Origin of the sequence: Fortiea contorta PCC 7126 (assembly GCF_000332295.1) — a bacterium.
Lineage (GTDB): Bacteria > Cyanobacteriota > Cyanobacteriia > Cyanobacteriales > Nostocaceae > Fortiea > Fortiea contorta.
This window is the reverse complement of record NZ_KB235930.1, coordinates 3310824-3331403: the sequence shown is the minus strand read 5'-3', so window position 1 is coordinate 3331403 and position 20580 is coordinate 3310824. Positions and strand designations below refer to the sequence as shown.

Annotated in this window: 18 protein-coding genes; 5 read left to right on the top strand and 13 right to left on the bottom strand. The window is 41.3% G+C overall.

Going from position 1 to position 20580, the window contains the following annotated elements:
* Window positions 1-33: 33 nt before the first annotated feature.
* From MIC7126_RS0115360 to MIC7126_RS29940, 6 genes are all read right to left on the bottom strand, one after another.
* Window positions 34-837, bottom strand: coding sequence for an MBL fold metallo-hydrolase (locus tag MIC7126_RS0115360; protein WP_017654047.1), 804 nt, complete (start codon window positions 835-837; stop codon window positions 34-36).
* A 66-nt stretch (window positions 838-903) separates the two neighbouring features.
* Window positions 904-1674, bottom strand: coding sequence for a hypothetical protein (locus MIC7126_RS0115355; protein ID WP_017654046.1), 771 nt, complete (start codon window positions 1672-1674; stop codon window positions 904-906).
* Window positions 1675-2106: 432 nt separating this feature from the next.
* Window positions 2107-3051, bottom strand: coding sequence for a hypothetical protein (locus MIC7126_RS0115350; RefSeq protein ID WP_017654045.1), 945 nt, complete (start codon window positions 3049-3051; stop codon window positions 2107-2109).
* 481 nt (window positions 3052-3532) lie between these two features.
* A complete protein-coding gene (locus MIC7126_RS0115345; protein ID WP_017654044.1) occupies window positions 3533-4528 on the bottom strand; it encodes a WD40 repeat domain-containing protein in 996 nt (331 codons plus the stop codon).
* Between the two features lie 159 nt (window positions 4529-4687).
* On the bottom strand, window positions 4688-4981 hold the full coding sequence (locus tag MIC7126_RS0115340; RefSeq protein WP_017654043.1) for a hypothetical protein: 294 nt from the start codon (window positions 4979-4981) through the stop codon (window positions 4688-4690).
* A 488-nt stretch (window positions 4982-5469) separates the two neighbouring features.
* Window positions 5470-5643 carry a chlorophyll a/b-binding protein gene (locus MIC7126_RS29940; RefSeq protein ID WP_017654042.1) on the bottom strand — a complete coding sequence of 58 codons (174 nt, stop codon included), beginning with the start codon at window positions 5641-5643 and terminating at the stop codon, window positions 5470-5472.
* 278 nt (window positions 5644-5921) lie between these two features.
* Between MIC7126_RS29940 and ald the strand changes: the two genes are divergently transcribed.
* The 4 genes from ald to MIC7126_RS0115315 all read left to right on the top strand — a co-directional run bounded on the left by ald (window position 5922) and on the right by MIC7126_RS0115315 (window position 10527).
* Window positions 5922-7013: an alanine dehydrogenase gene (gene ald / locus MIC7126_RS0115330; protein WP_017654041.1), complete on the top strand. Its 1092-nt coding sequence runs from the start codon at window positions 5922-5924 to the stop codon at window positions 7011-7013.
* Between the two features lie 405 nt (window positions 7014-7418).
* On the top strand, window positions 7419-8864 hold the full coding sequence (locus tag MIC7126_RS0115325) for a cytochrome ubiquinol oxidase subunit I (protein WP_017654040.1): 1446 nt from the start codon (window positions 7419-7421) through the stop codon (window positions 8862-8864).
* Between the two features lie 110 nt (window positions 8865-8974).
* On the top strand, window positions 8975-10000 hold the full coding sequence (locus tag MIC7126_RS0115320; RefSeq protein ID WP_017654039.1) for a cytochrome d ubiquinol oxidase subunit II: 1026 nt from the start codon (window positions 8975-8977) through the stop codon (window positions 9998-10000).
* Between the two features lie 86 nt (window positions 10001-10086).
* Window positions 10087-10527 carry a MerR family transcriptional regulator gene (locus tag MIC7126_RS0115315; RefSeq protein WP_017654038.1) on the top strand — a complete coding sequence of 147 codons (441 nt, stop codon included), beginning with the start codon at window positions 10087-10089 and terminating at the stop codon, window positions 10525-10527.
* A gap of 56 nt (window positions 10528-10583) precedes the next feature.
* On the opposite strand, the gene MIC7126_RS0115310 is transcribed toward MIC7126_RS0115315, so the two are convergent.
* The 5 genes from MIC7126_RS0115310 to MIC7126_RS0115290 all read right to left on the bottom strand — a co-directional run bounded on the left by MIC7126_RS0115310 (window position 10584) and on the right by MIC7126_RS0115290 (window position 15092).
* Window positions 10584-11777: an FtsW/RodA/SpoVE family cell cycle protein gene (locus MIC7126_RS0115310; RefSeq protein ID WP_026100291.1), complete on the bottom strand. Its 1194-nt coding sequence runs from the start codon at window positions 11775-11777 to the stop codon at window positions 10584-10586.
* Between the two features lie 127 nt (window positions 11778-11904).
* A complete protein-coding gene (locus MIC7126_RS0115305; protein WP_017654036.1) occupies window positions 11905-12921 on the bottom strand; it encodes a hypothetical protein in 1017 nt (338 codons plus the stop codon).
* Between the two features lie 34 nt (window positions 12922-12955).
* Window positions 12956-13567 carry an FHA domain-containing protein gene (locus MIC7126_RS0115300; protein ID WP_017654035.1) on the bottom strand — a complete coding sequence of 204 codons (612 nt, stop codon included), beginning with the start codon at window positions 13565-13567 and terminating at the stop codon, window positions 12956-12958.
* A gap of 3 nt (window positions 13568-13570) precedes the next feature.
* Entirely contained in the window at window positions 13571-14197 is a 627-nt protein-coding gene (locus MIC7126_RS0115295; RefSeq protein WP_017654034.1) for a hypothetical protein, read from the bottom strand.
* A gap of 4 nt (window positions 14198-14201) precedes the next feature.
* Window positions 14202-15092 (bottom strand): hypothetical protein, encoded by an 891-nt coding sequence (locus MIC7126_RS0115290; RefSeq protein WP_017654033.1) that lies wholly within the window; start codon window positions 15090-15092, stop codon window positions 14202-14204.
* A gap of 166 nt (window positions 15093-15258) precedes the next feature.
* Between MIC7126_RS0115290 and MIC7126_RS0115285 the strand changes: the two genes are divergently transcribed.
* Window positions 15259-16467 carry a glycosyltransferase gene (locus MIC7126_RS0115285; protein ID WP_017654032.1) on the top strand — a complete coding sequence of 403 codons (1209 nt, stop codon included), beginning with the start codon at window positions 15259-15261 and terminating at the stop codon, window positions 16465-16467.
* On the opposite strand, the gene MIC7126_RS0115280 is transcribed toward MIC7126_RS0115285, so the two are convergent.
* Window positions 16428-17588, bottom strand: a complete 1161-nt coding sequence (locus MIC7126_RS0115280) for a glycosyltransferase family 4 protein (protein WP_017654031.1) — start codon at window positions 17586-17588, stop codon at window positions 16428-16430. The two genes, MIC7126_RS0115285 and MIC7126_RS0115280, sit on opposite strands and share 40 nt — an antisense overlap.
* Before the next feature lie 281 nt (window positions 17589-17869).
* Entirely contained in the window at window positions 17870-20476 is a 2607-nt protein-coding gene (locus tag MIC7126_RS0115275) for a sialidase family protein (protein ID WP_017654030.1), read from the bottom strand.
* Window positions 20477-20580 lie beyond the last annotated feature (104 nt).

Here is a 20580-nt window from a genome sequence, read left to right as displayed (position 1 = left end):
ATACGTAGGTACAGATTATCTCTTAGTCAAGCATTAATTTTCAACTGACCGTAGTATATATTCTGAGGCTGTCCGCTGTTGTAATTGCAAGTCAAAGCGTTGTCCTGGTGTGGGCGCAATCACTCGTGTATTTAAGTTATTTTTCTGTAGTAATGAACGAAATTCTTCCACAGTACCAGTTGCTTTAAGGAATTTCATTAATAACCCTGCAAATACTACGTCTCCTCCAGCAGCTGTGGAAAGAATTACTTGGGGTTGTAACCATTTAACTACTTCCAAAGCAGTGTTAGTTCCTTTAATAATCGACCCGACAAAAGGTATCGCTAAGTCAATTAATGGTGTGATAACTACATCGACTGGTGCAAATTCTTTAATTTGCGGAGCATGATTTCCATGAGGCTCATAATAGAGGGTAAAACCAGTTGCTAATTCTGTCAGAAGATAGCCATTTTCTACTAAATTGAGTCCCACCAAAGAGCCGGGAGTGGCTTTAATTTCCACTTGATGATCTAACACAAAAGTTTCACCATGAGCTAAAGCTGTGACAGCGGTGTAACTTAATCCCTGTGCGACTTTGGCGGCGCTGGGAGAGCCAACAACTGGAATTTGGCGCTCCATTTGTTGGAGTGTCGGTGGGTGGGTGTGGTCTTCTAAACTTTGAGATAAGAGAATTAGGTCTATATTTGGTGGTATGGGGCGTTCTTTTAATCGAGAACCTTTGAATAACCAATCTAAATTATTAAAAGTTAAGGAGCCTACTAACCAGGGGTCAAGTAATATCCTTTTACCGCCGATTTCTATCAACCAACTATTGCTGTCTAACCAAGTTAAATGCATAGTAAAGTCACCCGATTTGAGATTTTGGATTGATGTTATACTTGAAAACAGAAGCTTGTTAGGGTATTAAGTAAACAGTTTAAATCGTCCTAGCTGGGCAGCGATCGCTTCTGTTAAAATTTGGTTGAGTTCTTTGCTATCTTGGAATGGCAAAATTTGATGTTTAGGTAGGTCGAAGGAAAATTCCCCTTCTAAATCTGGACGTTGCATTTGCGCCAGCAAAATCTGTTCTGAGCGCTTGCTCTGAATAGCATAACCGATTTCAATACAGACGTTGGGACTAGGAATTAATTTGGTGGTTGCTTTCCCATCTACGCTAGCAATCGGTGTGGTATCAGCAATAAACAGCAAACTTTTGCGGATTTTTCGCATCATCCCCAGGTTCAGCCGTAGCGGCCCATCTCCAGGGCGGTAAGATTCTACTAATGATAAATGAATACGCGATCGCCGATTCAAATTTTCTAAACTTGTTTGCAATTCTTCCCTTAAAGCGTCACTCGCTGGTGCATACTCTGTTTGATAGCATAAAAAAATGGTTGGCTCTAACTGAGCTAACACTGCTTGCTTGGTGAAATAAATTTCATGGCTAATCAAGTCAATGTTAGCGACGCAATAACCACCGCTACCTTCTATATAAAATTCAATATTTTCTCCTTCCAGATAGCGCCCAAACCAAGTAGATTTCCTTACTTCGTCACTATCTTCTAGAAAATCCGCTCGCAATCCCGATTTCAGCAAACTTTTTTTACTGAGGCGAATATCTGGCTGACGCTTTTCTAATTCTGGAATTGGCTCGTAATCCTGAATATACCACGCTCTGAGCGCAATAATAGACATAAGGCGCTATTTCTACCGTCTCTCGTTATTCAACTTTCTCACAAGCTTACACCAAGGTGTAATACCAATTCACAATTCGCAATTCGCAATTCGCAATTGAAAAACTTAGATGCAGCAAAGCTTTCAGGACATCAGATTTTGTAGGTTGGGTGAAGTGTAACGCAACCCAACACCCTGATCTCAGTTGGGTTGCGCTTTGCTTTATCCAACCTACTTCTAATGAACTATTTTAGCTCTGTCAGTCCAGTACTGGTATTTTTTTAGTGTAATACTTAGATTTCGTGCGGATAGCTGTACGTAATCTCAGTATTAATTATTAGTCGTTCACTCCACGCGAATGACTTACGTAACCCCCGTAAGGGGGTTTTTTCTGTAAATAAAGTGACGGTAGTCAAACTAAGGAGCGAAAATCGTCATTTTAGTATCTATAAGTTATAGATTAAAGTGAGAATTCAGCCAGTTTAACATTTGCTCTGAAGGATTTTTATTTTTATCATCACCGTTCATTCTATTGACTAATTCTAAATATTTAGCTGCTTCTTGGACAGCTTTCTCTCGATAGATTTGCGACAAGGAGAAATATAGCCTTCGATAAAGTTCTCTGACTTTTACAGCAATTTCACCACTATTATATTCTTCTAGAAAATCTCTTGATTGGGTTTTGTTTAATATTGGCGAATCGTTAGTTATTTCTGTAAGACTAAACTGGGTGTAACCTAATTCTTTCAGTTTGCTTTCAGTTAATAATAAACATTTTTCTGCTTCAAAGTTATCGCCATTAGCAAAATAAATTTCAGCTAAATTTATGAGAGTTTCTAAATATTTCAAACTGTGGGGCGACAAAGATTCAAGAGTAAGAAAAAGGTGTTCAATTTCTCGATCAACATTAATTTTATAATTTATTCTCAGTTGAGCAATTTTTTTAAAACATCGCTTTGCTGTTTCGGCGCTGTTGTTTTCTACATAAGATTGGATTGCTTGATGATAATAAAAGTTAGCTTGTTTATAGTCAAAACCTGCTTTTCCATCGCTTGTACACATGAAACAATAAACGTCAGCTATGTCTTCCATGACATTAGCAATTTTATCCCGTAAATCTTCAGCTTTGTAGAGGGGATAATTGGGCGGTTGGAGTTGCAACAGTTTTTTATATTCTTGAAGAATAGCGATAAACTCTTGCAAAACTTGTTGATTAACTTTATCTGGTAATTTATTTGCTATAGCATTCAAATGACGCCGATCAATATCTATAAACCACCGCAATTTTTCTTCATCATCTAGAGACGAATTAATATCAGCTGTGGGTTTAGCCATATTACGCCAATAAAGCCTAATTTTTTCCATCCAGTATTCAAAAGAATCTGGTGTGGGATTCATAATCCTACCTCCGCTTCAATTATTTAGTTTTTTTATTTAAAAAAGGGGTGAGGGAATAGAGACTAGTACAACAAGGCTGAAGTATAAACTATAAAGTATGAAATGAAGAAGCTTAGATGATAAGCCTTTGGAAAATTTGTAATGGGTAGTTTATTTTCGCCGTGCTGTACTAGGGACTAGTGGTTCATCGAATTAATAATTAAAACCGTGTAGAGATGGGACATTTAGCGTCTCTACAACAAAAGCAAAATTAACGAAACAGACCACTGAGAAAAAAGCAGTGGTTGTTGGTGGGGATATGTAATTTCAACTGTAGTGCAACCGCTATAAGTTACACTGCGCCTCAGTCATTTTCCGTAAAATTTTGGATTTTTATTGAGAAATTTGGTTAAATTTTCTTGTAGATGCGGAAATTACTGAGTCTATCTCATTGGCTCTAAATATCTTGTTTTTAAATTAATACACGAATTTTCAGGATAAATTACTGACTGCGCCAAACTTTGATTTTTTTGTCAAAGCCGCTGCTAGCAAGGATTTTACCGTTGGGGCTAAAAGCGATCGCGCTGACCCAATCAGTATGCTCGTTAAGTGTATTAATTAACTCGCCTGTAGTTAAATTCCACAATTTAATGCCATCTCTACCAGCACTAGCTAGAGTTTGTCCGTCGGGGTTGATGGCGATCGCATTAATCGAGTTATTATGTCCTGTGAAGGTGCGAGTTAGTTTGCTATCGCTAAGATTCCAGAGTTTGATGGTGCGATCGTGGCTAGCAGTAATTAAATTTTCGCCGTTGGGTGTGAAACCTACAGCGCTGACTGTTTGCGAATGGGCGACAAATTCTCTGATTAACTTTCCATCACGCAAATTCCACAGCTTAATTACACCCCGAATATCACCACTCACCAAGGTCTGACCATCAGGACTAATCGCCAGTGTATCAATTGCATTCTCAAACCTGACCAAAGTTGACAAAGGGCGCTGCTGCGGTAAATCCCAGAGACGAATTCCATCTAAAGCACCGCTGACCAAAACTTTTCCATCAGGGGATATAGCCAGAGACAACACATTACTAGTGTGTCCCACAAAAGAGCGACTGAATCGCTGATTCTTGAGATTCCAAAGATTTATTGTGTGGTCGGTGCTACAGCTTGCGAGGGTGCGTCCATCAGGCGAAATCACCAAGGACTCTATTGCTGTTTTATGGGCTTTGCGGATAGTCCCGACGCGATCGCCATTCACTAAATTCCACAAGCGAATCACACCTTCATTTTCCGCACCCCCACTCACGAGAGTTTTGCTGTCTGGACTAAAAGCCAAAGCTTTCACCGTTCCCCCATGTCCGTGTAGAGTGTAGAGCAGTTGGGGACGGGTAAAGTTTGGTGTTGTTTGAGACTGGGCTGCTTGTGTGGCTGCGTCAACAGTTTTGATGCTGAAGCTTTGCCAAATTGGGACAACTGCAACTGTTGCCACCACCATCATAGATAAAATAATTCCAGAGCCTTTTTGACTTCTTCCCTCACTCTTCACGATTTCCCCTCACTGTTTCAAGGCGCGTCAATCAATCTTTTAGGTTAGGAGTGAGGAGAAAGAAGATATTCACAGATCAAACTTTCTTGACCCTTAACTCTCGACCCTTTACAAAGGTGGTTTTTTCTTAGTCACACTGAGCATAGGCAAAGTTGGACTAGAAGAACGAGAGGGTAAGTAGTGTTGTACCACGGGTTCCTCTGGTACAGTCCGACTTTGCTGGATGCGCCATAACTTGTAACCAAGGGATATTCCTGATATCCCTAAGCCAAAAGCAAATAGCGACCAACTATCATCCAATCCACCAATGAGCGCGTCTACTACACCCATGGTGATCAACACACTAACGATTGGTTCTTTGCGGTAGGCTGACTTTATAAAACGAGGCAATACAGCATTCATCACAGCTTGGGTTGATCCAGTTTAGCTTTTGTGTCAATTTACCAAGAATATCTGTACATCAGAGCGGTTATGCACTTGATCGACTACTTGCATTGGTGGTTGGTGATTGGTATGTTTGTTACCTATTCACCATACCCACATTCCCTAAATAATATCTAAGTGTTTTAGCGGCAATGACATAACTGATATTCAGACTGTTTTTGGTCTTGATTGGGTAAAGATATCTAGATATTATAATTTTCTTGAGTGGGAGGGGAAGTGTGGTAATCAGCCCTCTTGCAAGTGGTAGTCGTAACTCTAGGATAACACTGAGATTTTTTTTGCATGTTCCGGGCATTAAGTCAATACGACGTGAGTGTTTCAACTGGTTTGAACGAAAGCTGATACTGAAACGTTTGGGAAGCAAACCCCCGACTTTTTGGAAAAATCGGAGATTTGCTCCCCTTGCACACACTTGAACCTATTTGTACTGGCGCTTTATACGGTGACTACTTGAGGCCGAGCCAAGATAGCACTCCTTGATTGGTAAAGTATTCGATTACCACAATCAGCATAAATCCGATCATGGCGGCTCGACCATTCAAGCGTTCGGCATATTCATTAAAGCCAAATTTTGGATCTTCTAGTTTGGGAGTAACGGTTGGTTTGGGCTGTGTAATCATTAACAAGTCCTCTGGGCGACAAATTTAATTTGCTATCGATCAAGTTTGAGTAGAATCTGGCTCCGTTACGGTCAGTTCTCCATTAAACGCTATGCTGGGATGCCAAGATAGCTAGAAAAATCCGCTGGGAGGTTTTGGAGATAGAGCCTTGTAAACGTTTTGTTTACAATTTTTAATTATTCTTTATATATTCTAGAGAGACTGGGGTAATAGTCAAGAGTCTGACAATTGGGGTGATGGCAGGCTAGAGTTAAACAAAAATTCATGAGAGGCTGTACATGGAAATCGGCGTTCCGCGAGAGACTAAAGATCAGGAATTTCGAGTCGGGTTAAGTCCTTCGAGTGTGCGAGTTTTGCGAGAAAATGGTCATACCATCTTTGTGCAGACCCAAGCGGGTGATGGTGCTGGATTCACAGACCAAGAGTATATTCATGCTGGAGCGGAGATTGTACCGACACCAGAAGCAGCTTGGAATCGAGAACTGGTGGTTAAGGTCAAAGAACCGTTAACAACAGAGTACAAGTTTTTACACAAAGAGCAGATATTGTTTACTTATCTGCATTTAGCAGCCGATCGCAAATTGACCGAGCATTTAATTGATTGTGGCACGAGTGCGATCGCCTACGAAACTGTAGAACAAGCCGGTGCGAACAAACTCCCGCTACTCTCGCCCATGAGCATAATTGCTGGGCGACTATCAGTGCAATTTGGCGCCAGGTATTTAGAACGCCAGCAAGGCGGTAGGGGCGTCCTTTTGGGTGGTGTTCCGGGAGTCAAAGCCGGAAAGGTAGTGATTTTAGGTGGTGGCGTCGTGGGCACAGAAGCCGCTAGAATCGCTGTGGGTTTTGGGGCCACGGTGCAGATTTTAGATGTTAATGTCGAACGCTTATCCTATTTAGAAACACTATTTGGCTCTAGGGTGGAATTGCTTTATAGCAACTCTGCTCATATCGAAGCTGCGGTTAAGGAAGCTGATTTGTTAATCGGTGCGGTCTTAGTCCCCGGACGCAGAGCACCAGTATTAGTATCTCGCAATTTGGTTAAACAAATGCGTCCTGGTTCGGTAATTGTTGACGTTGCTGTTGACCAAGGGGGTTGTGTAGAAACTTTACATACTACATCCCATACCAACCCCATTTACATTGAAGAAGGTGTGGTACATTATGGCGTTCCCAACATGCCGGGTGCAGTACCTTGGACAGCGACCCAAGCACTGAATAATAGTACATTACCTTATGTTGTGCAGTTGGCAAAGTTGGGCATGAAAGCGTTGGAAGTTAACCCCGCTTTAGCTAAGGGTTTAAATGTGCAAAATCATCGGTTAGTGCATCCGGCTGTGCAAGAGGTATTCCCTGATTTGGTCAATTAAAGTATGAAGGGTGAGGGATGAAATTATCAAGTCTTGTGTTGAGGAGGCAAAGAATGTCATGCAACCAAGACTTATTTTTTTGTTTAAGTTTGACTGCTTGTCTTTTGAAATTTATCAATAATTAATTCAATATATAGAAGCTTTTTTCTTACTTGTAGTGTAAAAAATTTAGATGGCAACGTCTCTACTTTGGAATTGAGTTGTATTGATCTATAGAGGGATGTTTTAAATAAAAAACTAGTTTATCAGAGTAAAAGAATATAGTAGTTATTGCTAAATAAATCGGTGAGAATCAATCAAAATATATTAGGAAACGTAGCTGAAGTAAAATTACGGGCGTGAACCCCGCCCTAAGAATTTTCGTGGGGAAACGCTATTAAACCACAACTCTAACAAATAACAACTATGGAATTTTTATCTAATACCGTTGTTTTATCACGGATGCAATTTGCGCTGACTGCTATTTTTCATATTCTTTGGCCTGTGTTAACCACAGGTATGGGAATTTATTTGGTAATTGTTGAAGGCATCTGGTTGAAAACTCAAAATCCAGATTATTATTACCACGCTCGCTTTTGGTCAAAATTCTATGTTTTAAATTTTGGGATTGGTGTAGCAACTGGTATTCCTATGGAATTTCAGTTTGGCACGAATTGGGCACCTTTTTCGGAAGCAGTGGGTAATTTTTTCGGGAGTGTTATCGGGTTTGAGGCTTCTTGGGCTTTCATGCTGGAAGCTGCTTTTTTAGGGATTATGTTATTTGGTTGGGAGCGTGTCAATCCAGCGATTCATTATCTCTCAACAATCTTGGTAGCTGTTGGTGCGAATCTGTCAACTCTGTGGATTTTGACAGCAAATTCTTGGATGCAAACCCCTGCGGGCGGGGAAATGGTCAATGGTAAGTTTGTTGTCCATGACTACTTTCAAGCCATGCTTAATCCCTTCATGGTAAATAGTGTGTTGCATATGTTCTTTGCGACGCTAGAAACTTCTTTGTTTGTAATTGGTGGGATTAGCGCTTGGTATATTCTCAAAGAACGTCATCCAGCTTTTTTCGCTCGGTCTTTAAAGATAGCCTTAACAGCTGCGATCGCAGTTGCTCCATTACAAATCTACATCGGGCATTTGAGCGGTGAGCAAGTTTATCACTATCAGCCCACTAAACTAGCTGCTATGGAAGCACAATGGGAAAGTACACCCGCTGGACAGCCTGCAGATTGGAGTTTTTTAGCTATACCCAACGAGAAAGCACAAAAAAACGATTGGGAAATCACTATCCCCAACGCCCTAGGATACATTCTCGAATTTAAACAAAATCTTTCTGAACCAGTCCACGGTTTGAAGGAGTGGAAACCAGAAGACCGCCCCCATCTGGTAGGTTTAATTTATTACGCTTTCCGCACCATGATTGCTATCGGCTTTTTCCTTGCTGGCTTGATGCTATTGACTACACTGCAATGGTTACGTGGTCAATTATCAGTAGAAAAAATTACTCAGCAAAAATGGTTAATGCGGGTTTGGGTATTTGCAGCTCCTCTAGGATACATCGCCGTTGAGTCAGGCTGGATTGTCCGTTGTGTGGGACGACAGCCTTGGACGCTTTATGGACAAATCCGCACGGTCGATGCTGCTTCCCGTCTTCCTGCTAGTAATGTTTTAGTTTCTTTAATTGGCTTTGCCACAGTTTATAGTCTTTTGTTCGTTGCTGTGTTGTATTTTGGTAGTCGGATTATTCGCAGAGGCCCCAATCTTGAACTACCAGTACCTGGTCTAGAAATTAGTCAACCTGCTGTTGATACCACCCCTGCAGAATTTGTCCCCGATGAACGTCCTGTGGAAGCGCAACAATAAATGCAGGATTTAAGCAACTGGCGCGTCTATCTTTTGGTAGAAAAGTTATGGGAAAAGTTGATTGACGAGGCGTCAATTTAGTTTTGCAGATTGCTATAGCAGTAAATATTATGGAAACGCTCAAGTATTTTCTACCGCAAGTATGGTTTGTGATTTTAGGTCTATTTTTATTCCTGTATGTGATGCTGGATGGTTTTGATTTAGGGGTAGGAATTTTATCTCTCACGTCTTCTGATGAGGAACGGCGGGGAATTTTAATGACTAGTTTAAGCAATATTTGGGATGCAAATGAAACTTGGCTGGTGCTGATGGCTGGGGGTTTGTTTGGTGCTTTTCCTCTGGCTTATGGCACTATTTTAAATGCTTTGTATATCCCAATTTTGATGATGATATTTGGGTTTATCTTTCGGGCTGTGGCTTTTGAATTTCGGGAGCTAGCTAATCGCAAATGGTTTTGGAATTTCGCTTTTGGTGCGGGAAGTTTTGTGGCGGCTCTTGGTCAAGGTTTTGCTTTGGGTGCGGTGCTTGAGGGGATTGTTGTTGATGAAACGGGGCATTTTATCGGCACGACTTGGGATTGGTTGAGTTTACCATCTGTGCTGGTGGCTTTGACGTTAATTCAAGGATATGTGTTGATTGGTTCTACATATCTGATTTGGAAAACTAGCGGAGAATTGCAAGTAACTCATTATAAAACTGCAAAGCTTGCTGCTTGGACAACATTGCTGGGGGCAATTTTTATTACAATTAGTACGCCGATATTTTATGAAAGTACTAGATTGCGATTATTTCAGCAACCACTGGTGTATATATTTGCGATTATTCCTGTGCTGGGTGTGTTCTTAATTTGGCAACTTTTGATGAGTTTAGAACGCCAACAGGAAAGAGCGCCTTTTGTTTGGACAATTCTTTTATTTGTGTTGACTTTTATCGGTTTGGGCTTGATTGTTTTTCCATATATTATCCCTACGCAAATCACTATTTATGAGGCGTCGGCTGATCCTAGTTCATTAGTGATTATGATCATTTTTATTGGCTTTTTAATTCCTGTGATGCTGTTTTATAATATTTACCAATATATTGTTTTTCGAGGCAAAGTTAGTGGTGGTGAATATGGAGAATCTGCAGTCAAATAATAGATTTCCCGTACTCCAGTTGCGAGAGTAACAACTTGTATACACTAATACATTTGCTTGGAACCAGTATTTTGTAAAATAGTGGTATGCATGAGACATATTTTACAAGCAAAGAAGCATCAGAAATTACAGGCTGTACGCTCCGCCAGTTGCAGTATTGGCGCGATAAAGGGGTTTTGACCCCTGGCATCAGTGATGTGGGCAATGGACGTACTATTTATTACTCTAAGTCGAGTTTGGTAGAGTTGGCAGCGATGGTATATTGGCTAACTGTGGGGTTAAGTCTGGATTTAGCCTGCGAAACTCTCAAAAACTTGAAAGATGTGGAACCAGATTTGTTTACCTGTGGTAGAGGTAGGCGTTTTATGTTGTTACAGGAAGCATCGGCGACAACATTAAGCTTAGTAGAATATGACCGTAACCAAGCGATCGCTTTTTTGGATGCGGGAAAACCTGTGATCCCTGTGTGGATAGATGTGATTTATCAGCAGCTGCTGCAGAAGTTAGAAAAGCAGGCTGTGAAGTAAGAAAGTTATTTGTTAAGAATTATTTGGTGATTTTCCCCTTACTTAATTTTTGTTCTCTAAAAAAACCGTCGGCGCCGACGTCTGGTTTCTGGTTGGGGCGATCGCAATTGCACTATCTCGGCTTCATTGCTTTCTCGCGCTACCCGAATCAACAACGCTGCAGAAACTAAGCTAGCAATCATGGAGTTACCGCCATAACTAAACATGGGTAGGGGTAAGCCGGTAGTGGGTAATGAGCCGGTGGCGACGCCGATATGCAATAATGATTGTCCTACCATCAAAACCATGACGCCGATGGCTACTAATCGATTGATTGGTGTTTTGGCTCTCAGGGCGACGATTAATGCTAAGGTGGAGAATAAGGCTAATAAAATCAGCAAAACTGTACCACCAATAAAGCCAAATTCTTCAGCGAATACCGCAAAGATAAAGTCTGTGTCTTGAATGGGTAAATAGAACAGCTTTTGTTGCGAGAGTCCAAATCCAGATCCCCAAGTTCCACCAGAACCGACTGCTAGCAAACTTTGTACTAGTTGATAGCCATCGCCGGTCGCGTCAGCCCAAGGATTGAGGAAGGACATGATCCGTTTGCGTTGATATTCTTTGATACTAATACTCAGGACTGCTAATAATACTCCACCGAGTGCGGTTCCTCCTAAATATTTAAAAGGTATCCCAGCACCTAAGGCAATTAACCAAATAGTCATACCACAAAGAGCTGTGGTACTCAAGTTAGGTTGGGCGATAATTCCTAATAGTACTAATCCGAAAATTCCTAACCAAGTAAAACGAACTCGCCAACTAATTTTTTCCCACTGACCAAAAAGTTTTGCACTTTGCAAAATCAAAAAGGGTTTAATCAATTCTGAGGGTTGAATGGGAATTGGCCCAATGGCGATCCAACGTGCGGCGTCGAAGGCTTTTCTACCTAATCCAGGAATGAGGGTGACGAAAATTAATAATAAGAATAGGATTAAAAACCAATGGGATATACTCAAGATTTTCCGCAAGGGAAAATTGACAATTATGTTGAATAAAATTAGAGAAACTAAAACCCAAATAATTTGACGTTTGAAGTAATAGAGTCCATCATCTTGACGCGCATCAGCGACAGGATAAGAGGCTGAAAATAAGATGACTAAGCCGACAAATAGCCAAACAAATGTTAACCAACGCAATAACCGCGCTTCTAAAGCCCAAGTAGAGACGGAATCATCAAAAATGGGAATTAAGCGCCGGAGATTCGCCAAGAAATGGAATTTTCCTGTTTTGGCTACAGGGGGTTGGGGGGACAGGGTGTCCGTTTTGGGATTGGGGGAGGGTTTGATAGGTTTGATCAAAGTTATAAATATGCAAAGTATAGGTACTACTTAGTGATCAGATTTGTTCAATCTGATGTGCTGCTTGGATAGCACCGTTAATATAAGATGGCACAGATAACTTTTTGTGTGGTTCTATGTAATTTAGCAGTTTCTTGACGGTAAGGTAGATGTTTTGCAGGTGATTTTCCGAGGTTAAATCGGAAATATCCCCTACGCAATAACTTTTACTGGCTCTTTTTTTTTGGCGATCGTACAATCTTGTGAAAGCCAACGCTACCAAAGGTACACCCACTGCGGCACATTCGTAAACCGTGTTGTAACCCGCACCCCCGACGACGATATCTGCTGCTGCTAAACATTCAATTCCCGGATGATGAGACACCCATAAAGTCTCTGGACAAGTTAGGGGACAGGTAGCAGCTAAAATTTTTACAGCACATTCGGGGAAATTTTGCTGTAACTGCAGCGCTAGTTGACCGAATAAGGGCATCTCTGATATGTTACCACCTGCACAGACTAGGATGGTTTTGATTGATTGGTCTACTTTGAGGATTTGCGATCGCACTGTGATTCTATCTAGTAATTCTTCTGAATTACGAATTAGCCAAGGTGCTGTATGTTGCACGGTTTTTAAGTCACAAAAAGGTAAATCGTCCCCTTCTCCTGGGACAATTATTTGCTCAAAGTTGTTGATGACAAATGACTTTAATTGCGAGTATGCGACATAGCGCGAGTTTATATCTCGATGAATTAAAATTCGCGGAATGTGGTGCAATTGTGGTAATATATCTACTAATTCGCCCCCTAAGCCTCTGGGGAATGTATCAACAATTAAGCGATTAAATGTGGTTTGGTGGATAATTTCTTGCACTCGCAAACAAGTTGCAGAAAAACTAGTATTTTCAGGAATCCACTCGATTAAGCAATTTTCATTGTTGATTTGTTGTGCATAAGGACTATTAGTAATAATCCTAACTTTTCTTTGAGTTGCGGCAATTCTCCCCAAGGATAAAGCGCGAGTCAAATGTCCCCAACCACCGCCTAAAGCGTAAATTAACCAAGTGTTTGTCACTCGTTGTTTATTATTGGTTATTGGTCAATACCTACTAACTTGCGCCCATATTTTGCTCAAACTCGGCGTCGCTTTCTTGTTCTAAACTGATGGCGTCGGCTTCTGTAAAGTTTACATTACCTGTTTCTGGGTCGTAGGAGTAGCGATCGCGCTCGTCATAATAGCTACTTCCCCAATCTCCGGAACTATAAGAACCATATTCAGAATAATAGGCGTAGTCGTTATCGTAGGAATCGTTGCAGTAGGGACAGTCTTTGGTGTCGGTGCGTCCACAAGGGCGTTTGAACAAAAAGCCTACCATGCGATCGCACTCCCACGGTGTTGGTGTAAAGTTTATCATGATTTCGCACTGCCCGATGCGGAGGCGATCGCCATCTCTCAAACTCGCGCTACTCAACTGCACACCATTAATCTCTATCCCGCTGTGACTATTTTGGTCAAGAATTATTAACTCTTGGTTTTGCCAATCAATCAAAGCATGGTAGTCTGTAATTAAATCATCCTGAATTACTATTCTGGATATTCTTTGACTATTATTTTGCTGTGGCATGGCTTGAAATACACTGCCAATTGCCACTGGAGTATCTAACAATGGTTCCCGAATTTCTTCTGTATTAGGGTCTATCCAACTTAACCGAATCTGCAAAGTTTATTTTCCTCCTGTGGAATTTACAGCAAAGGCTAAACCAGCTTGTTGTTCGCGGGTAAGCACATCAAATCCAAAGCAAGCAACGGCGATGGGTGACAAATCAGATTTTGGTGAAAAACTAGTTTTGTTAGCTGTATTCATCAAAGAAGTTTTTCCGGCTTTAGTTATCACCTGATAAAACGACTTTTTATCTGGGGTTTCAATCTCAAAATTATCATCCCGCACCTTAATTCGATAAATTTCTTGATTCACCGCATCTTTTAATTTATAGTCACCATCATCCTGCTTTTTAAGAGTATATAACTCTTGATTTTGTTCCGAGTTTTTCAGTTTCCATGAATCTTTTTTAGCCACCACATAACCGATATTTTTACCAGCAGAATCTAGAATTTTGAATTTACCAGATTTTTCTGAGGTAATTGTGGCTAAAGTTTGATTTTTACCATCAACTAATATAGCTTCATCTGCTTTTTGGTTCAAGGAAAATGAATCTAAAGTGTTTTTTTGGGAATAATCTGTAGCTACGGGTGTAGTTGTATTATTTGCTATTTTATCGCTATGGCTACAACCAAATATAGTGGTGATAAAAATAACTGGTAATAAAGTCGCTAAAATTACAGGTTTCATTTAATTATTTGGACAGAAGCTTGGCTAAATTTAATACCTGATATAAACTCAAAAACATCATGGTTATGGTTTGATATATTTCTGCTTGATCATCTTCTACTTGCGGTGCTATTCTGACGTGCATATATAGAAAATTTTCCCCTACTTCTAAACTCCGCATGTAAGATAATTTTGGTAGTTTGACTGCATTGCTAATTTCATTTTTTAAAATTTTTACTGCTCCATAGCGACGCTGAGGATAGATTAAGTTTAAAATTACATCTAATCCGAGAGATTTTGTTTTGGTTTTATATTTACTTTTACCGCTACTGGTGCGTTTCCGACCATATTGAGTTTTAGATAATCCGGTTGTGGTTAAGATGAACCGAGTTTTATCTAAAAATTGTCCTTTGATTTTTAACCATTGGTGTTCATGTTTATCTATATTCCATGTTAGTTTATGGGGATGAGGGATAGTTGCAGTTTTATGTTCTTTGTTGACGATTTTTTGAAATGATAATCGCAACTCTACTTCAGCTTCCTTGTCCATATCTCTAGCTAGCATTTGCAAAACTCTTTTGGCGACTACATAGCGATAGTTATTAATATTCAATCTACTGAATTTTGCTCTATTAATTAAGGCATTAATGCCAGCGATTATTAAGCTTATAATAATTAACGAAAACAAAATTAATATCAAATTTGATGCTTGAAAATTGAGAATCAGAGCATATATAATTATTGATGCAAATGCACCTAAAAAGTAGTAAATTGCTTGTTGGTTATATTGCTTTTGTTGTCGTTCTGCTAGTTCATCTACCGATGTAATTTCCTGGATGTCAGCTATTACTTTGTTAATTGATGTTTTGGTTTCATAGGTTAGGGTTTTGTGGAATTCTTTGAGTGATATTGGCATTTTTTCAGCCTCGGTTTTTGTTTTTTAATATAATTTTTTAAACGCGGAGGAACGCTGAGAGTTTTTGAGCGTTAGTCGGCTAGTTGTTTGGATTTAAATATGTTAAAATTTGCGAGTTTGGCGCTAGTATAACAAAGGTGAATTTGGGTGTCAACGAGATTTATCGATGTTAATAGATGAACCGAGAATAGCTTATATTGTTTTTGATATTGTGCCTGCACCGAAGGGGGCTGCAATTCATATTACCGCTTTTGCTGAGGCTTTAGGGAGAAGTTTTAATAATATTCAATTAGTTACGGTTTCGCCGACGGAAAATAGCATAATTGATGAGGAAATTTTTCCCCAAGTTAAGCAGACGATGTTAGCTGCTATGGGTAACAATTTAATTGTCAGGGTTTTGGGTTTTCGGCAATTGTTGAAAAAATGGTTAGAAGGAAGACGGTTTGAAGTTTTGCAATTTCGCTCGATTTATGAGGGTTGGGAAATTGCGCTGAATAAACAAAAATATTGCGATCGCCTGATTTTTGAAGTGAATGGTTTACCCTCTATAGAGTTAAAATATCGTTATCCTGATGTGGCTGATGATCGGGAGTTATTGCATAAGTTATATTCGCAAGAACAAGTTTGTTTAACAGCAGCCGATTTAATTATCACACCTAGTGGTGTCACAAGTGCATATCTGCAAAGTCGAGGTGTAGCATCTGATAAAATTCGGGTAATTCCTAATGGTGTAGATTTAAATATTTTTACTTGGCGTGGGTATAATTCTTGTGATTTTGGTTCTAAAATCACATTACAAATGATATATTTTGGCACACTTTCTTCTTGGCAAGGTGTGAATTTGGCGGTGGAAGCGTTAGCATTAGTTAACCGCGATTTTCCTGCTTGTTTAACAATCATTGGACAAGGGAGAGACTATCAACTCAAAGCGTTAAAGCATTTGGCGCACAAATTGGGGGTAGAAGACAAATTAACTATCCTCGCGCCCACATCCCAACGACAATTAGTGGAATATATTCATAACTCAGATGTAATTTTGGCACCTTTGACGCCTAATGATCGCAATTTGGTTCAAGGTTGTTGTCCTTTGAAAATTTTAGAAGGAATGGCGACGGGAATACCTGTGATTGCTAGTGATTTATCGGTGGTACGAGAACTGGGGGAGCATCAAGTGCATTTTTTATTAGTGAAACCGGGTTCAGCTAAAGCAATTAAAGACGCAGTTTTGCAGTTGCAAAATCAGCGAGAGTTAGCTCATCAATTGGTCATAAACGCTCGTCAGCAGATTGAAAAACGTTATACTTGGCAACACGCGGGTGCGGCTTTAATGACTGCTTATGGGGAATTGGGAATTAAACGGTTAATTAAGGCGTGAAGTTGCAATTTCTCTTGATCTATGGAATATTGGGAAAGAATGCGATCGCGCGCTGCTTGCTTAACTAAATTTTTAGCCTCGGCAGACATCGCTAAACACTCCAGCACCGCTTCGCCCAATCTGTGCAACTGCGATCGCCCTAAAATAAAACCATTCTCACCATGTAAAATTACTTCAGGAATTCCGCCCGCATCACTAGCAATACAGCAACAACCGCAAGCCATCGCCTCTAATAACGCATTGGGCATACCTTCCCACAATGAAGGCTGTAGATAAATATCGCATAGCTGCAAATATTCTGCAACTAATTCAGGATGAGCTAGATGTCCAGTCACTATCACCCGGTGAGCATTTTCCGGCTGCTGAGTTTTATATTGCTGGAAAATAGATTCCTGTGAAACCCTAACTTCCCCAATAATTAACAAACAAGCGGGACGTTGTTGACGAACGGTTGTTAAAGCATTCAACAAAAACTGCTGTCCCTTCTTTTCTCGCAACTCCCCACAAAATCCCAACACCACCTCATCTGGAGAAATTCCCAAAGACTCTTTAGTTATCTCCCTGTTTGCATCTGGTGTAAATATCGCCGCATCAACAGCATTTTTCAACACCAAAACATCATCTCGCCCACAAAGTAGCTGAATTTTGCGAGACATATCAGCACTTACCGCCGTAATGACCTGAGCATTTTCTAACGTCCACCGCAGACGAGCGAAATCACCAGGAGGAAACATGGCGCGGTCAATGTCATTACCACGCGCACTCACCGTGCTAACTATACCCTGCAACGCCCCGAACCAAACAGCTAAAAAACCGCTAGGAAACAAATAATGTCCCCACACCGCATCATAGTTGCGAGACGAGTGTAACCACTCCAGCAAATTTAAAGTATGAGGCATCGTCATATCCCAGTGACGGTATAATCCAATGCGATAAAGCCCACACTTCTCTCCTCTCGCTTCCCGTGGTAACACTTCACCCGGTTGTAAATAGCGACTCCAGGTGACAACATCAATCTCCACACCCTGTTGAGATAACGTAGTCACCAATCGCGTCGCACTACTAGCCAAACCTCCCACATCTGGTGCGAATCTTTCTGTAATTAACAGCAGACGATTCATATTGGTCAGAGCGAAAAACGTTGTTGTATAAATGCGGGATGATTTTTTTTCACGCAAAGGCGCAAAGGCGCAGAGAGTGTGAGTTTGAGAGACTTAATTTTCATCCCTTGATTCAGCAACGCCAAAAACTCTGCGCCCCTTTGCGCTTTCCTTAGCGTCACTCTGTCTTGAAAAGTCTGCTCAACGGGGGGAACCCTCCGAAGTCGCCTCAACGGGGGGAACCCCCGCACGGCGCTTCTCTCCGCACGCAACTTTTCGCTGCGTTTCAAAAAATTCTCAAACTACCTCCCACCCTCGCCGGCTATAATTCCCCGGCCTGATACCGCAGCATAAACTAAGTTAAGCGATCGCATATCACCTTCTAAATAAGTCAGTCCAGGAAACGACTGTGTATTCGGGTCACTAATAGCAATCCAAGTTTTCGCCATATCCACTGACTTATATATCGTATCTTTTTTCGCGCCACCCACGCGACCAAAAATGTAGATATACGGTTTTTGTTCCGCATCTCCCTTGCCAAAGGTGATAAATTCACAACTATCTACCGTAGAAATAGCACTAAAAGTTTTGCCGCCGTCGGTTGAACGGTACAATTTATTAGAGTTCACATCCTCTGGATTGCGAGCAAAACTCATCCATACATCACCCGCTTGGGTAGGATTCGAGACAATCGCCGGACGCACCAGCCATTGCGGAAGTGTCCCGGAAGCGCCTTTTTGCCAATTTGCACCACCGTCTTTGCTGTAGTAGAATGTCCAGCCGTCGTAGTAGTAGAATGTTTTTCCTTGCGGATCTTGGCGATCGCTTGCCAAAATATAAGCACTCAACCACGGTGAAATACTATTAGCCCAAGCTTTCGGTAAAACGTTGTAGTGGGTATGGTCGTTGTTTTTGGGGTCGTATGGTTTCGGTTGTGGTGGATGGTCTTTGTTGATAGTTAAATTCCAGGTTTTCCCGCCGTCTGTGGTATAATGCGGCCAACCTCCCCATGTGGGCGCCCAAACCATATTTTGGGGATTTGTAGGGGACATAGCAATTTGACCACCAATTGGTATCACCTCTTCCAAACCTGACTTATCAGGTTTCCAAAGTTTTTCTGCAGGAATCGACTCGAAAGCTTGCCAAGTTTTACCGTTATCTTTAGTCATCCCATACACTGGCCAAAATTGCCATTGATGAGCGCCGACAAATGCAGCGTAATCAGGGTTTTTGTAAGAGTAATCCATCCCAGTAGCTCCCGCAACATGGGGAAATGGAACCGGGTACACTCGCCAATTAGGGTTAGCCCATTTGAAGGCTGGGTTAATGGGGATATTGACTGGGTGAAAGTTGATACTGGGGACTTGGTTGCGGTCTACATGGCGAAAACCTATTTTATCTTGGACTGCGCTTAACAAGTCTGCGCCTCCTTGGGCTTTGGGTTTGGGTGGAACCCGGACTAAGTTGGAGTCCAATTCTTCAAGATTTTGCATCACCCACTGATAAGCGGGGTTGGAGACGGTGACATCATCGGTGCGCGCTACACCCCAACCGTTCGTCCACCATACCTGTTTGGAGTTACCGGGATTAATGGCGATCGCCGCTGCACCCGTCGCCGAGTAAGATTGATAATAGGGAGGTGCGGAAGGATTCACCGGGTGTTGTGGTTCGTTGGCGTCGTAGGCACCCATATAGAGAGTTTGTTTGTTCCAGTTTTTACCTCCATTTGTGGAACGATACACATATCTATCAAAAATAGCCATAACTGTATTCGGCTGGTCTGCTTGTACAGTCACGGCTGCATAGACTTTATCTTTGCCGTCTGGGGTAATATCAGTCCAATTATTATTTGTATATTTGCGAACTCCTCCCGACGCAGGTTTCCCATTAGCAGCGATTGTGCCAAAGCTAACATAGAGTGTACCATCAGTAGCGATCGCACCCCGCACAGGATCTACACCACCACCAATATTAGTCCAGGATTGCCCACCATTAGCACTACTCCAAACGCCGCTACCATGCACACCTACGTAAATTACCCGAGAAATGCTGTTAGGTTTACCACTGCGTTTGTCGAACAAGACAAAGGTAAAACCAGGCACATCAGGATTATCAGTACCATTCGGCAGTTTATATTCAGGTAAAGTACTAGGATTAGGTAGCCCCCCAGAAACGCGACTCCAGTCTTGTTGACCGTCTTTTTTCCATAAACCGTCGCGGCGAGAAGCAAAATATATTAAACCAGATTTATTAGGATCGATGGCAATTCGTTCACCTGTATCGGAACGGTAAACTTGGTTGGGGCCGAGAAAAACGTTTTTTGGCGCTAGACCTGTGGGTGTCCAAGTTACTCCCCGATTCTCGGAAACCATCACCTCCGCACCATATTTATATTTATTTTTACCGTCCTTATCTTTAAAAGTAGTATAATTACGGTTGATGGCTACATAGACACGCTGTGCTTGTTGCGGGTCAACAGCCACACTTTCAACCCCAACACCCCCCTTAGCAAAATTAGTATCAAATTTATCTAGCAGCGGTAGCCAGACATTCCTGCTAACATCAAATCGATACGCCCCACCCACATCAGTACGGACATAAACATCATGGGGAGATAAAGGCGCGATAGTCAAACCAGTCACATAACCCATCCCTTGAATATTGACATTGCGCCAGTTGAACAACGGCGATGACTTCGACTGTTTAGGCTGTAACTGCACAAAACTTGACTGTTTAAAGCTCGGTGGTACAGGATTCGACTGTACAGAGCTAGATTGAACAAAAATTTCCGACAGCGGTCGAGAAAATTGCCAAACCAAAATTATCACTACTGTCAATCCCAGCAGCAGCAAAAACCGGGCTTTGCTTCTGGAGTACGCTAAACGTACTTGACGAAGAAGCGAATTCATAGTGTTTAGTTACTATAAGTTTTTCTAGAGAAATCGTAGATATCAAACCCGATGCCACAATAGTTGTACTGAGTCGCAGTTTATTTTTATCACAAATATGACAA

Excerpts from the sequence above, each read along its gene's own strand:
- MIC7126_RS0115295 (WP_017654034.1), bottom strand. The coding sequence starts at position 14,197 with ATGAAACCTGTAATTTTAGCGACTTTATTACCAGTTATTTTTATCACC.
- MIC7126_RS0115350 (WP_017654045.1), bottom strand. The coding sequence starts at position 3,051 with ATGAATCCCACACCAGATTCTTTTGAATACTGGATGGAAAAAATTAGG.
- MIC7126_RS0115360 (WP_017654047.1), bottom strand. The coding sequence starts at position 837 with ATGCATTTAACTTGGTTAGACAGCAATAGTTGGTTGATAGAAATCGGC.
- MIC7126_RS0115315 (WP_017654038.1), top strand. The coding sequence starts at position 10,087 with ATGCATGAGACATATTTTACAAGCAAAGAAGCATCAGAAATTACAGGC.
- ald (WP_017654041.1), top strand. The coding sequence starts at position 5,922 with ATGGAAATCGGCGTTCCGCGAGAGACTAAAGATCAGGAATTTCGAGTC.
- MIC7126_RS0115325 (WP_017654040.1), top strand. The coding sequence starts at position 7,419 with ATGGAATTTTTATCTAATACCGTTGTTTTATCACGGATGCAATTTGCG.
- MIC7126_RS0115275 (WP_017654030.1), bottom strand. The coding sequence starts at position 20,476 with ATGAATTCGCTTCTTCGTCAAGTACGTTTAGCGTACTCCAGAAGCAAA.
- MIC7126_RS0115285 (WP_017654032.1), top strand. The coding sequence starts at position 15,259 with ATGTTAATAGATGAACCGAGAATAGCTTATATTGTTTTTGATATTGTG.
- MIC7126_RS0115355 (WP_017654046.1), bottom strand. The coding sequence starts at position 1,674 with ATGTCTATTATTGCGCTCAGAGCGTGGTATATTCAGGATTACGAGCCA.
- MIC7126_RS29940 (WP_017654042.1), bottom strand. The coding sequence starts at position 5,643 with ATGATTACACAGCCCAAACCAACCGTTACTCCCAAACTAGAAGATCCA.
- MIC7126_RS0115345 (WP_017654044.1), bottom strand. The coding sequence starts at position 4,528 with ATGGTGGTGGCAACAGTTGCAGTTGTCCCAATTTGGCAAAGCTTCAGC.
- MIC7126_RS0115320 (WP_017654039.1), top strand. The coding sequence starts at position 8,975 with ATGGAAACGCTCAAGTATTTTCTACCGCAAGTATGGTTTGTGATTTTA.
- MIC7126_RS0115280 (WP_017654031.1), bottom strand. The coding sequence starts at position 17,588 with ATGAATCGTCTGCTGTTAATTACAGAAAGATTCGCACCAGATGTGGGA.
- MIC7126_RS0115290 (WP_017654033.1), bottom strand. The coding sequence starts at position 15,092 with ATGCCAATATCACTCAAAGAATTCCACAAAACCCTAACCTATGAAACC.
- MIC7126_RS0115340 (WP_017654043.1), bottom strand. The coding sequence starts at position 4,981 with ATGAATGCTGTATTGCCTCGTTTTATAAAGTCAGCCTACCGCAAAGAA.